The organism is Streptococcus mitis, assembly GCF_002096845.1.
Lineage (GTDB): Bacteria > Bacillota > Bacilli > Lactobacillales > Streptococcaceae > Streptococcus > Streptococcus mitis_A.
Genome location: NZ_NCVK01000058.1, coordinates 22428 through 37337, shown reverse-complemented (window position 1 = coordinate 37337; position 14910 = coordinate 22428). Strand labels below are relative to the sequence as shown.

The 14910-nt window shown below is 44.2% G+C and carries 5 protein-coding genes; 1 reads left to right on the top strand and 4 read right to left on the bottom strand.

Annotated elements, in window-relative coordinates:
- Nucleotides 1-25 precede the first annotated feature (25 nt).
- Both rpoC and rpoB read right to left on the bottom strand, forming a co-directional pair.
- Nucleotides 26-3703, bottom strand: a complete 3678-nt coding sequence (rpoC, locus tag B7695_RS07935) for a DNA-directed RNA polymerase subunit beta' (protein WP_000228740.1) — start codon at nucleotides 3701-3703, stop codon at nucleotides 26-28.
- A gap of 32 nt (nucleotides 3704-3735) precedes the next feature.
- Nucleotides 3736-7347: a DNA-directed RNA polymerase subunit beta gene (gene rpoB, locus B7695_RS07930; protein WP_084890930.1), complete on the bottom strand. Its 3612-nt coding sequence runs from the start codon at nucleotides 7345-7347 to the stop codon at nucleotides 3736-3738.
- Between the two features lie 445 nt (nucleotides 7348-7792).
- Here rpoB and B7695_RS07925 point away from each other — a divergent pair, with 445 nt between their 5' ends.
- Nucleotides 7793-11677: a pullulanase gene (locus B7695_RS07925; protein WP_084890928.1), complete on the top strand. Its 3885-nt coding sequence runs from the start codon at nucleotides 7793-7795 to the stop codon at nucleotides 11675-11677.
- A 99-nt stretch (nucleotides 11678-11776) separates the two neighbouring features.
- Here the strand turns inward: B7695_RS07925 and B7695_RS07920 are convergent, their stop codons facing one another.
- Both B7695_RS07920 and glmS read right to left on the bottom strand, forming a co-directional pair.
- Nucleotides 11777-12826, bottom strand: coding sequence for an LLM class flavin-dependent oxidoreductase (locus B7695_RS07920; RefSeq protein WP_084890926.1), 1050 nt, complete (start codon nucleotides 12824-12826; stop codon nucleotides 11777-11779).
- Between the two features lie 271 nt (nucleotides 12827-13097).
- Complete coding sequence (gene glmS / locus B7695_RS07910; protein WP_084890922.1) at nucleotides 13098-14906, bottom strand: glutamine--fructose-6-phosphate transaminase (isomerizing); 1809 nt, start codon at nucleotides 14904-14906, stop codon at nucleotides 13098-13100.
- Between the last annotated feature and the right edge of the window lie 4 nt (nucleotides 14907-14910).

Sequence of the window (14910 nt, the reverse complement as noted above, 5' to 3'; positions counted from 1 at the left end):
AACCCGAAGGCTCTCTCATCTGCTTTTATTCTACTGTTTCTTCCACAGTTTCAACGGCAGTATCCACAACTACTTCTGTTGTTTCTTCATTTCCTTCTTCCTCTACTGGAGGATTAAGGTATTCTTCTTCGTTGATAGCATGTGGTTCAAGGTTGCGGTAACGAGCCATACCAGTACCAGCTGGGATGATCTTACCGATGATAACATTTTCTTTAAGTCCAAGAAGATGGTCTTTCTTACCACGGATAGCTGCATCTGTAAGGACACGAGTTGTTTCCTGGAAGGAAGCCGCTGACAAGAAACTATTTGTTTCAAGTGAGGCTTTGGTAATTCCCATAAGAACTGGGCGACCTGTCGCTGGAACTCCACCTGCGATAAGGACATCTTTGTTAGCATCTGTAAAGTCATTGATATCCATGAGGGTACCCATGAGAAGATCTGTGTCACCTGGATCCATGACACGGACTTTACGGATCATTTGACGAACCATTACCTCGATGTGTTTGTCACCGATTTCTACCCCTTGGCTACGGTAAACTTTTTGTACTTCACCAAGAAGGTACGTTTCAACTGATAAGACATCACGGACTGCAAGGAGACGTTTTGGTTGGATAGAACCTTCTGTCAGAGCAGCACCACGCGCTACTTGGTCCCCAACTTCAACACGCATACGAGCGGTAAATGGAACAACATATTCGCCTTCGCCAGTTTCACCTTTAACAAAGACTTTCTTGGTACGAGTTGATGCATCTTCTTCGATAGCTGTAACTTGTCCTTTAACCTCTGTGATAACCGCTTCCCCTTTAGGATTGCGGGCTTCAAAGATTTCTTGGACACGAGGAAGACCCTGAGTGATATCGGTATTTGAGGCAACCCCACCCGTGTGGAAGGTACGCATTGTAAGCTGTGTACCAGGTTCCCCGATAGATTGGGCAGCGATTGTACCGACTGCTTCACCAACTTCAACCGCATCACCAGTCGCCAAGTTGATACCATAACAGTGACGGCAAACACCATGACGAGTGTTACATGTAAATACAGAGCGGATAGTCACTTCTTCCACACCAGCATTAACAATTTCACGCGCCTTGTCTTCTGTAATCAACTCATTTGGACCGATAATCACTGCACCAGTTTCTGGATGTTTAACAGTTTTCTTAGTGTAACGACCGTTGAGACGTTCTTCAAGAGACTCAATCATTTCTTTTCCTTCTGCGATAGAACGGATCAAGAGACCACGGTCTGTTCCACAGTCGTCCTCACGGATGATAACGTCTTGGGCAACGTCAACCAAACGACGAGTCAAGTAACCTGAGTCGGCTGTCTTAAGGGCCGTATCGGTCATACCTTTACGCGCACCGTGAGTTGAGAAGAACATTTCGAGTACTGACAAACCTTCGCGGAAGTTTGAAAGGATTGGCAATTCCATGATACGTCCGTTCGGAGCAGCCATCAGACCACGCATACCGGCAAGCTGTGAGAAGTTTGAGATGTTACCACGGGCTCCAGAGTCCATCATCATAACGATTGGGTTCTTAGGATCTTGGTTGGCAATCAAACGTTTCTCTAGTTTTTCACGGGCAGCACGCCATTCAGCTGTAACAGCATTGTAACGCTCGTCGTCTGTGATCATACCACGACGGAATTGTTTTGTGATTTGTTCTACACGTTTGTGTGATTCTTCAATGATTTCAGCCTTGTCATCAACGACTGGGATATCGGCAATACCCACTGTCAATCCTGCAAGAGTTGAGTGGTGGTAACCGAGGTTCTTCATACGGTCAAGTAGGGCAGAAGTTTCTGTCGTACGGAAACGTTTGAAGATTTCAGCGATGATATTTCCAAGATTTTTCTTCTTGAATGGAGGGTTAAGTTCAAGTTTGCTGATTGCTTCCTTGATATCTCCACCAAGTGGCAAGAAGTATTTAGCTGGAACGCCTTCTGTCAAGTTGGCATTGTTTGGTTCTTGCAAGTATGGTAGACCCTCTGGCATGATATCGTTGAAGAGGATTTTACCAACTGTTGTAAGCAAGACCTTATGTTTTTGCTCTTCTGTCCATGGTTTGTTGAGGCTATCTGTTGCAATACCAACACGTGAGTGGAGGTGAACATAGCCATTACGGTAAGCCATAACCGCTTCATCACGGTCTTTGAAGACCATTCCTTCACCTTCACGACCAGCTTCTTCCATGGTCAAGTAGTAGTTACCCAAAACCATGTCCTGAGATGGAGTAACAACTGGTTTACCATCTTTCGGGTTCAAGATGTGCTCAGCAGCGAGCATCAAGATACGAGCTTCTGCTTGGGCTTCTTCTGAAAGCGGTACGTGGATGGCCATTTGGTCCCCGTCAAAGTCGGCATTGTAGGCTTCACAGACAAGTGGGTGCAAGCGAAGGGCCTTACCATCAATCAAGACTGGCTCGAAGGCTTGGATACCCAAACGGTGAAGGGTAGGTGCGCGGTTCAAAAGCACTGGGTGTTCTTTGATCACTTCTTCAAGGATATCCCATATACGCTCATCTCCGCGTTCCACCAAGCGTTTAGCCGCTTTGACGTTTTGCACGATATCACGGGCAACAATTTCACGCATCACGAATGGTTTAAAGAGCTCGATTGCCATTTCACGTGGCACACCACATTGGTACATCTTAAGAGTTGGACCAACGGCGATAACGGAACGTCCTGAGAAGTCAACACGTTTACCGAGCAAGTTTTGACGGAAGCGTCCTTGTTTCCCTTTAAGCATGTGGCTCAATGATTTCAGTGGACGGCTACCTGGTCCTGTGATTGGACGACCACGACGACCATTGTCAATCAAAGCGTCAACCGCTTCTTGAAGCATACGCTTCTCATTTTGAACGATGATACCTGGTGCATTCAACTCAAGCAAACGAGCCAAACGGTTGTTACGGTTGATAACACGGCGGTAAAGGTCATTCAAGTCAGATGAGGCAAAACGGCCACCATCCAACTGCAACATTGGACGAAGATCTGGTGGAATAACCGGAAGGATGTTGAGAATCATCCATTCAGGTTTGTTTCCAGACTTGTAAAAGGCATCCAAAACATCCAAACGACGGATGGCTTTGACACGTTTTTGTCCAGTAGCTGTTTTCAACTCTTCTTTGAGTTCAGCAATTTCTTTTTCAAGATCTACTTGTTTCAAAAGGTCTTGGATGGCTTCGGCACCCATCTTGGCAACGAATGATCCATAGCCATACTCACGCAAGCGCTCACGGTATTCGCGCTCTGTCATGATAGACTTGTGCTCAAGTGGTGTATCCTTAGGATCAATCACCACATAAGCCGCAAAGTAGATAACTTCCTCGAGGGCACGAGGGCTCATATCAAGGGTCAAGCCCATACGGCTTGGAATCCCCTTGAAGTACCAGATGTGAGATACAGGAGCTTTCAATTCGATATGTCCCATACGCTCACGACGAACTTTTGTACGCGTTACTTCAACCCCACAACGGTCACAAACAATTCCTCTGTAACGAATGCGTTTGTACTTACCACAAGCACATTCCCAGTCTTTTGTAGGACCAAAGATGACTTCATCAAAGAGTCCTTCACGTTCTGGTTTCAAGGTACGGTAATTGATTGTTTCAGGTTTTTTGACTTCTCCATAAGACCATGAACGGACTTTGCTTGGAGAAGCTAGGGTGATTTGCATACTTTTAAAACGATTTACATCAACCACTATTTCTTCCCTTTCTATTCTAAGTGAACTGCTTATTCTTCTTCAGCAGCTTCTTCTGTTGCTTCCGCTTTTGTTGCTTTCTCAGCTTCTTCAGCTTCAAAGGCTGCTTTAGCCTCTTGAGCTGCTTTTTCGCGGGCTTTTTCAAGGTCATCTACGTGGATGACATCTTCGTCCATTCCTTCATCCAAGTCGCGAAGTTCCACTTCTTGATCATCTTCGTCTAGGACACGCATGTCAAGACCAAGAGATTGCAATTCTTTGACAAGAACTCGGAAGGATTCTGGAACACCTGGTTTTGGAATTGGTTTTCCTTTTGTAATAGCTTCATAAGCTTTCAAACGTCCGTTGATATCGTCAGACTTGTAAGTCAAGATTTCTTGAAGGACATTTGACGCACCGTAGGCTTCAAGAGCCCAAACCTCCATCTCACCGAAACGTTGTCCACCAAACTGAGCTTTACCTCCGAGTGGTTGTTGAGTAACGGTTGAGTATGGTCCGACTGAACGCGCGTGCAATTTATCATCAACCATGTGGTGGAGTTTGATCATGTACATGACACCAACTGACACACGGTTATCAAACGGTTCCCCAGTACGTCCATCGTAAAGGATTGTCTTGGCATCGCTGTCCATACCTGCTTCCTTAACGGTTGACCAAAGATCTTCAGAACTTGCTCCGTCAAAGACTGGTGTTGCGATGTGGATTCCAAGAGTACGAGCCGCCATACCAAGGTGGAGCTCCATAACCTGACCGATATTCATACGTGATGGCACCCCAAGTGGGTTCAACATGATATCGACTGGAGTTCCGTCTGGAAGGTAAGGCATATCTTCTACAGGAACGATACGAGAGACAACCCCTTTGTTTCCGTGACGTCCGGCCATCTTATCTCCGACCTTGATCTTACGTTTTTGAGCGATGTATACGCGAACCAGCATATTAACACCTGATTGCAACTCATCTCCATTTGCACGTGTAAAGATCTTAACATCACGAACGACACCATCGGCACCGTGTGGTACACGAAGAGAAGTATCACGCACTTCACGAGATTTATCTCCGAAGATAGCGTGCAAGAGACGTTCTTCAGCTGAAAGGTCTTTCTCACCCTTAGGTGTTACTTTACCTACAAGGATGTCGCCTTCTTTAACCTCAGCACCGATACGGATAATCCCCATTTCGTCAAGGTCTTTGAGGGCATCTTCCCCAACGTTTGGAATTTCGCGAGTGATTTCTTCAGGCCCAAGCTTTGTATCTCGTGTTTCTGATTCGTATTCTTCAAGGTGAACAGACGTATAGACATCGTCTTTGACCAAGCGTTCACTCATGATAACAGCATCCTCGAAGTTGTAACCTTCCCAAGTCATGTAGGCAACGATTGGGTTTTGTCCAAGCGCCATTTCTCCATTTTCCATAGAAGGTCCGTCAGCGATGAAATCGCCTTTTTCAACGACATCGCCAACTTTAACAAGCGTGCGTTGGTTGTAAGCAGTACCTGAGTTTGAACGACGGAATTTTTGGATGTGGTAAACGTCCAATGAACCATCTTCACGACGAACTTCTACCTTGTCAGCATCTGCATAAGTAACTTTACCATCATACTGAGCAATCACAGCCGCTCCAGAGTCGTGGGCTGCTTGGTATTCCATACCAGTACCAACGTAAGGTGCCTGAGGATTGATCAATGGCACAGCCTGACGTTGCATGTTGGCTCCCATGAGGGCACGGTTGGAGTCATCGTTTTCCAAGAAAGGAATACATGCTGTCGCAACGGCAACTACCTGTTTTGGTGATACATCCATGTAGTCAACAACATTAGCTGGATACTCTTGGTTGACCCCTTGGTGACGTCCCATGACAACTTTTTCAGCAAATGTTCCATCTTCATTCAGACGAGAATTAGCCTGTGCTACAGTAAATTCATCTTCTTCATCGGCTGTCAACCAAACGATTTCGTTCGTAACAACACCTGTTTCACGGTCAACTTTACGGTATGGTGTTTGAACAAAACCATATTTGTTCAAGTGTCCGTAAGATGACAAGTTATTGATCAAACCGATGTTAGGTCCTTCAGGTGTCTCGATTGGACACATACGACCATAGTGAGTGTAGTGCACGTCACGTACTTCATATCCAGCACGGTCACGCGTCAAACCACCAGGTCCTAAGGCTGACAAACGGCGTTTGTGAGACAACTCAGAAAGTGGGTTGTGTTGGTCCATGAACTGTGACAACTGTGATGAACCAAAGAATTCTTTCACCGCAGCTGTTACAGGACGAATATTGATGATTTGTTGTGGTGTCAATACTTCATTATCTTGAACAGACATACGTTCACGGACATTACGTTCCATACGAGAAAGTCCAAGACGTACTTGGTTGGCAAGTAATTCACCAACCGCACGGATACGACGGTTCCCAAGGTGGTCGATATCATCAACACGGCCAAGTCCTTCAGCCAAGTTGAGGAAGTAGCTCATTTCAGCAAGGATATCTGCAGGAGTGACGATACGAACCTTGTCATCTGGATTAGCATTACCGATGATAGTTACGACGCGATCTGGATCAGTTGGTGCAACAACCTTGAATTTTTGAAGAACAACTGGCTCAGTCACAACGGCTGCATCATTTGGAATGTAAACAATCTTGTTCAAGTCGCCATTCAAATGACTTTCAATGCTTTCAATCACACTACGAGTCATGATTGTACCAGCTTCTACCAAGATTTCTCCTGTTTCAGGATCTACCAATGGCTCAGCAATGGTTTGGTTTAGCAGGCGTGTTTTTACATTGAGTTTTTTATTAATTTTGTAACGACCAACTGCTGCTAGGTCGTAACGACGTGGGTCAAAGAAACGAGCCACAAGCAAGCTACGTGAGCTTTCAGCAGTCTTAGGCTCACCTGGACGAAGGCGTTCGTAAATTTCTTTCAAAGCTTCGTCTGTACGAGAGTCCATTGGGTTCTTGTGGATATCTTTTTCAACAGTGTTGCGAACCAATTCGCTATCACCAAAGATATCAAAGATTTCATCATCACCTGAGAAACCAAGCGCACGAACTAAGGTCGTAAATGGAATCTTACGAGTACGGTCGATACGAGTGTAGGCAATATCTTTTGAGTCGCTTTCAAGTTCCAACCAAGCTCCACGGTTAGGGATAACAGTTGAACCGTAACCCACTTTACCGTTCTTATCTACTTTGTCATTAAAGTAAACACCTGGCGAGCGGACCAACTGAGAAACGATAATACGTTCACCACCATTGATGATAAAAGTACCCATTTCTGTCATGATTGGGAAATCACCAAAGAAAACTTCTTGGGTCTTGATTTCGCCTGTTTCTTTATTGATCAAGCGGAAGGTTACAAAAATTGGTGCTGAGTAGCTAGCATCGTGGATACGAGCTTCTTCTAGCGTGTATTTTGGTTCCTTGATTTCATATCCAACAAATTCCAACTCCATCGTGTCTGTGAAGTTTGAAATTGGCAATACATCTTCAAACACTTCCTTAAGACCGTGGTCTAGGAAAGCTTTGAATGAGTCAGTTTGAATTTCAATCAAATTTGGTAAGTCAAGAACTTCTTTGATTCTTGAAAAACTACGACGGGTACGATGTTTCCCGTATTGAACGTCATGTCCTGCCAAGATGATTCTCCTTTGTAAATAAGTTTCAAGCCTTGTCAATCAGGCTTTCTAATCGTCATATGGTTGTAAAACCCCTATCACCGTGTCCCTTTGATAAATTTTCAGAATCTTTAAGTCTTTGTTACAAGTACTCAAAATCCTGAAAAAAAGCACAAAAAGAGCAGCTAAATCTGACTTTTTCAGAAGATTTAACTGCTGTGAGCCTTGTCTGGACAATATTTCAGACAAAACCTACGACAAATGATTATTTACATTATATCCTATTTAGCTAGATTTTTCAAGGGGATTGACGATTTTTTGACAAAATCTTTTCCTATAAGAAATACTGGTTAAATCGTAGCAAAACCTGTTGCGATTTTCTTTTGTTTTAATTTCGAGAAAACGCTTGCATATTGTTTTACTACATGCTATACTGATATAGAAATTTATTGATTGGAGAATCATCATGAGAAAAACACCAGCTCAAACTGAGAAAAAAATGGTCTACAGCATCCGTTCCCTCAAAAATGGAACTGGTTCTGTCCTTATCGGCGCAAGCCTTGTCCTACTTGCTATGGCTACGCCAACTATCTCAGCCAGCGAAAGTACACCAACCACTAACGCAAGTAATAGTGAAACTACTACTGCCCTTGTCCAACCTCTTACTGATGCAACAAACATCGCTGGCAAGAAAGAAAGCGATTTTTCTTCACCTAATAGTGCAAACGCTTCCCTAGAGAAAAAAGAAGAAAAACCTGCAACAGAGGTACCCACTCCTGCTGCAACTCCAGCCGATTCAGCACCACAAACCGGACAAGATCGTTCAAGTGAACCAACTACTTCTACGAGTCCAGTAACGACTGAAACTAAGGCAGAAGAGCCAATCGAAGACAACTACTTCCGTATCCATGTCAAAAAGCTTCCTGAAGAAAACAAGGATGCTCAAGGACTATGGACTTGGGACGATGTTGAAAAACCATCTGAAAACTGGCCAAACGGAGCCTTGTCCTTTAAGGATGCCAAAAAAGACGACTACGGCTACTACCTAGATGTTAAATTAAAGGGAGAACAAGCCAAGAAGATTAGCTTCCTCATCAATAATACAGCTGGAAAAAATCTAACCGGCGATAAGTCGGCCGAAAAACTAGTTCCAAAAATGAACGAGGCTTGGTTAGACCAAGATTACAAGGTTTTCTCTTACGAGCCACAACCTGCAGGAACTATTCGCGTCAACTACTACCGTACAGATGGCAACTATGACAAGAAAGCTCTCTGGTACTGGGGAGATGTGAAAAATCCAAGTAGTGGTGAATGGCCTAACGGAACAGACTTTACAGCTACAGGCAAATATGGCCGCTATATCGACATTCCTCTTAAGGATGCCGCCAAAGAATTCGGCTTTTTATTACTAGATGAGAGCAAAAAAGGAGACGACGTGAAAATCCGTAAAGAAGATTATAAGTTTACAGATTTGAAAAATCATAGCCAAATTTTCCTAAAAGATGATGACGAAACGATTTACACAAATCCATACTATGTTCATGATATACGTATGACAGGTGCCCAACACGTAGGAACTTCTAGCATTGAAAGTAGTTTTTCAACACTAGTCGGTGCTAAAAAAGAGGATATCCTCAAGCACTCCAACATCACTAATTACCTAGGAAACAAAGTAACTATCACCGATGTCGCAATCGATGAGGCTGGTAAGAAAGTGACCTACAGCGGAGATTTCTCTGACACAAAACATCCTTATACCATTAGCTACAACTCTGACAAATTCACTACCAAAACAAGCTGGCGCCTGAAAGATGAGACTTACAGTTACGATGGCAAACTTGGAGCTGACCTCAAAGAAGAAGGAAAACAAGTTGATTTGACCCTTTGGTCACCAAGTGCTGATAAGGTTTCTGTCGTTGTCTACGACAAGAATGACCCTGAAAAAGTGGTTGGAACTGTCGCTCTTGAAAAAGGGGAAAGAGGAACTTGGAAACAAACCCTAGATAGCACAAACAAACTAGGAATCACAAATTTCACTGGATACTATTATCAATACCAAATCGAGCGTCAGGGTAAAACTGTTCTTGCACTCGATCCTTACGCTAAATCCCTCGCTGCTTGGAATAGTGACGATGCTAAGATTGACGATGCCCATAAAGTGGCTAAAGCTGCCTTTGTAGATCCAGCTAAACTAGGACCTCAAGACTTGACTTATGGTAAGATTCACAACTTCAAGACTCGTGAAGATGCCGTTATCTACGAAGCTCATGTGCGTGACTTCACTTCAGATCCTGCCATTGCAAAAGACTTGACCAAACCATTTGGTACCTTTGAAGCCTTTATCGAAAAACTAGACTACCTCAAAGACTTGGGTGTAACCCACATCCAGCTCCTTCCAGTCTTGTCTTACTACTTTGTCAATGAGTTGAAGAACCACGAACGCTTATCTGACTATGCTTCAAGCAACAGCAACTACAACTGGGGATATGACCCTCAAAACTACTTCTCATTGACTGGTATGTACTCAAGCGATCCTAAGAATCCAGAAAAACGAATCGCAGAATTCAAAAACCTCATCAACGAAATCCACAAACGTGGCATGGGAGCCATCCTGGACGTAGTGTATAACCATACAGCCAAAGTCGATATCTTTGAAGACCTAGAGCCAAACTACTACCACTTTATGGATGCTGACGGAACACCTCGAACTAGCTTTGGTGGTGGACGTTTGGGGACAACTCACCATATGACCAAACGCCTCCTAGTTGATTCTATCAAATACCTAGTCGATACCTACAAAGTGGATGGATTCCGTTTCGATATGATGGGAGACCATGACGCCGCTTCTATCGAAGAAGCTTACAAGGCTGCACGCGCCCTCAATCCAAACCTCATCATGCTGGGTGAAGGTTGGAGAACCTATGCTGGTGATGAAAATATACCTACTAAAGCTGCTGACCAAGATTGGATGAAACATACCGATACTGTCGCTGTCTTCTCAGATGACATCCGTAACAACCTCAAGTCTGGTTATCCAAATGAAGGTCAACCTGCCTTTATCACAGGTGGCAAGCGTGATATCAACACTATCTTCAAAAATCTGATTGCTCAACCAACCAACTTTGAAGCAGACAGCCCTGGAGATGTCATCCAATACATCGCAGCCCATGACAACTTGACCCTCTTTGACATTATCGCTCAGTCTATTAAAAAAGACCCAAGCAAGGCCGAGAACTATGCTGAAATCCACCGTCGTTTGCGACTTGGAAATCTCATGGTCTTAACAGCTCAAGGAACTCCATTTATCCACTCTGGTCAGGAATATGGTCGCACCAAACAATTCCGTGACCCAGCCTACAAGACTCCAGTAGCAGAGGACAAACAACCAAACAAATCTCACTTGTTGCGTGATAAGGACGGCAACCCATTTGACTATCCTTACTTCATCCATGACTCTTACGATTCTAGCGATGCTGTCAACAAATTTGACTGGACTAAAGCTACAGATAGAAAAGCATATCCTGAAAATGTCAAGAGTCGTGACTATATGAAAGGGTTGATTGCCCTTCGTCAATCTACAGATGCCTTCCGACTCAAGAGTCTTAAAGATATCAAGGACCGTGTCCACCTCATCACTGTCCCAGGCCAAAATGGTGTGGAAAAAGAAGATGTAGTGATCGGCTACCAAATCACTGCTCCAAACGGAGACATCTATGCAGTCTTTGTCAATGCGGACGAAAAAGCTCGCGAATTTAACTTGGGAACTGCCTTTGCCCACCTCAGAAATGCTGAAGTTTTAGCAGATGAAAACCAAGCAGGGCCAGTCGGAATTGCCAACCCTCAAGGACTTGAATGGACTGAAAAAGGCTTGAAATTGAATGCCCTTACAGCCACTGTTCTTCGAGTCTCTCAAAGTCGTCCAGCTATGGAAGATAAACCAAAATCTGACCTTCCGAATTCTAGACAAGAGCAAGGTCAAAATAACGGCCAAGACAATACTCCAAACAGAGTAGTCAAACCGGAACAGCAAACTCCAGCTCCACAAACTAAACCTGATTCTACTAAACCAGATGAAAAAGTAGCTGATGCAGAAGATAAACCTAGCCAAGCTACAACTGATTCACAGGCTGAAAAACCAGCACAAGAGCCACAAGCATCATCTGTAAGTGAAGCTGTTCGAAACGAATCGGTAGATAACTCTAACAAGGAAAATATACCTGCAACTCCAGCTAAACAAGCTGAACTTCCAAATACAGGAACCAAAAACGATCACAAACTCCTGTTTGCAGGAATCAGCCTCCTTGCCCTTCTAGGTCTCGGGTTCTTGCTAAAAAACAAAAAAGAGAACTAAACTAGCCCTCCTATAGAACAATCCCCCAAGCATTATAGCTCGGGGGATTAATTTTTGTACAATATTTGTTGTCCTAATAAACTTGATTAGGATTTTTTATTAAGCCTCTTTCATGGCAAAATAAGCCCGTACTTTGGGTGCAACTTGTGTGCCGAAGAGTTCAATAGCTCTCAGGACTTGGTCATGAGGCATGGAACCAAGCGGTAGATGGAGCATGAAGCGGTCCAAACCTAAATCCTCAATCATGCGAATCAATTTTTCTGCTACCTGATCTGGATTGCCCACAAACATGGCGCCATTTGGCCCTACCTGCTCCAAATATTGCTCATAACGCAATTCCTGCCAGTGCGGACGGTCTTTGGAAATAGCATCCACCACTTGCTTGGTCGGATGGAAATAATCTTTTACCGCCTGCTCGCCATCTTCAGCAACCCAACCCCAAGAATGGGCTCCAACCTTTAGTTCATGACTGGCATGACCCGCTTCGCTCCCAATCTCACGATAAGCCTGAATCAACTTTTTAAAATAACGAGGGTTACCACCAATAATGGCATAGACAATCGGTAGGCCTGCCTGAGCAATCTTCACTGTTGATTCGACATGACCACCTGTCGCTATCCACAAGGGTAATTTGTCCTGAACTGGACGAGGATAAACTTCTTTGCCAGAGATTGTTTGGGTCAATCGACCTTGCCAATCTAGTTTTGTCTTTTCATTGACTAATTGAAGCAAGTCTAATTTCTCATCAAAAAGAGCTTCGTAGTCTTTCAAATCATGGCCAAATAGAGGGAAAGATTCCGTGAAAGAGCCCCTCCCGGCCATAATCTCCGCACGTCCATTTGACAAAGCATCGATAGTAGCATATTGTTGGAACAAACGAATCGGATCCATACTTGAGAGAATGCTGACCGCACTGGTCAAACGGATTTTCTTGGTATTGACTGCCCCAGCTGCTAGTACAATCTCTGGGGCAGATACCGCAAAATCCGCTCGATGGTGCTCACCAATCCCATATACATCCAAACCAACCTTGTCAGCCAGTTCAATCTCTGCCACCAACTGACGAATGCGTTCGGCATGACTATAAGTTTGCCCAGTTCCTTCAAGCTCCATTGTTTCCCCAAATGTTGAAATTCCCAATTCTACCACAGTGATTCTCCTTGTCTATCTCTGTCCTTCATTTTGAAAAATTATTCTAATACTCAATGAAAATCAAAGAGCAAACTAGGAAGCTAGCCGCAGGCTGCTCAAAACACTGTTTTGAGGTTGTGGATAGAACTGACGAAGTCAGTAACCATACCTACGGCAAGGCGACGGTGACATAGTTTGAAGAGATTTTCGAAGAGTATAACACGAATCTTGAGTACAAGCAACCGATTTGCTCACAAGAAAAAGCCTAGATAAACTAGACTTTTTTAGTTTATTCTACCGTTACTGACTTAGCAAGGTTACGTGGTTTGTCCACATCAAGTCCACGGTGGAGTGTTGCAAAGTAAGCGACCAATTGCGTTGGTACAACCATTGAAATTGGTGAGAGGTAAGGGTGTACAGTCGTAAGAACGATGTCGTCTGTATCTTTAGCAACATTTTCTTCTGCGATAGTGAGGACTTTGGCACCACGGGCTGCCACCTCTTGGATATTTCCGCGAGTGTGGTTGGCAAGGACTGGATCTGACAAGAGGGCCAAGACAGGCGTTCCTTCTTCAATCAAGGCAATGGTTCCATGCTTGAGTTCTCCTGCCGCAAAGCCTTCACACTGGATGTAAGAAATCTCTTTAAGTTTGAGACTTGCTTCCATGGCTACGTAGTAATCTTGACCACGTCCGATGTAAAAGGCGTTACGAGTTGTTTCAAGAAGCTCACGAACCTTGGCTTCAATGGTTTCTTTCTCTGAAAGAGTTGATTCGATAGACTGAGCTACGATTGACAATTCATGAACCAGGTCAAAGGCTTGCGCTTTAGCATTGCCATTTGCTTCTCCGACTGCTTTTGCTAAGAAGGCAAGGGCTGCGATTTGCGCTGTATAGGCTTTAGTTGATGCTACGGCAATTTCAGGACCTGCATGAAGGAGCATGGTATGGTTAGCTTCACGTGAAAGGGTTGAACCTGGGACATTTGTCACTGTCAAGCTTGGGATTCCCATTTCATTAGCCTTGACCAAAACCTGACGGCTATCCGCTGTTTCACCAGACTGGCTGATAAAGATGAAAAGTGGTTTCTTGCTGAGAAGTGGCATACCGTAACCCCACTCAGATGAGATTCCAAGTTCAACTGGTGTATCTGTCAATTCTTCCAGCATCTTCTTAGAAGCAAATCCTGCGTGGTAAGATGTCCCAGCTGCAAGGATGTAGATGCGGTCTGCGTCTTGAACAGCCTTGATGATAGCTGGGTCTACGACAACTTGACCAGCCTCATCTGTGTAGGCTTGGATGAGTTTACGCATAACCGTTGGTTGCTCATCGATTTCCTTGAGCATGTAGTAAGGATAAGTTCCCTTACCGATATCTGACAAGTCTAGCTCGGCAGTGTAGCTAGCACGCTCACGACTGTTGCCATCATAATCTTGAACTTCAACACTACCAGCCTTGACGATTACCAACTCTTGGTCATGAATTTCCATGTATTGGTTGGTTTCACGAATCATAGCCATAGCATCTGAGCAGACCATGTTATAGCCTTGTCCAAGACCAATCAAAAGTGGTGATTTATTTTTAGCCACGTAGATGACTTCAGGATTTTGTGAGTCAACCAAGGCAAAGGCATAAGAACCACGGATGATATGAAGGGCTTTTTTGAAGGCTTCAAGAACTGACAAGCCATCTTCTTCCGCAAATTTTCCAATCAAGTGAACGGCGATTTCCGTATCTGTTTGCCCTTTGAAGTGGTGCCCAGCAAGGTATTCTTCTTTGATTTCAAGGTAGTTCTCAATCACCCCATTGTGCACCAAAACAAAACGTTCAGTCTCAGAGCGATGTGGGTGAGCATTGTCTTCAGTTGGTTTCCCATGAGTTGCCCAACGAGTATGTCCGATACCAGTCGTTCCCTCAACACCAGCTGTCTTAGCAGACAATTCTGCAATACGACCTACAGCCTTAACCAGATGATTTTCAGCACCACCTAGGACAAAAATCCCCGCAGAATCATAGCCACGGTATTCGAGCTTTTCAAGCCCTTGAATCAAAATATCAGTTGCATTTGTGTTCCCAACAACACCAACAATTCCACACATAGTA

Coding starts and splice junctions, on each gene's coding strand:
- B7695_RS07925 (WP_084890928.1), top strand. CDS start 7,793: ATGAGAAAAACACCAGCTCAAACTGAGAAAAAAATGGTCTACAGCATC.
- glmS (WP_084890922.1), bottom strand. CDS start 14,906: ATGTGTGGAATTGTTGGTGTTGTTGGGAACACAAATGCAACTGATATT.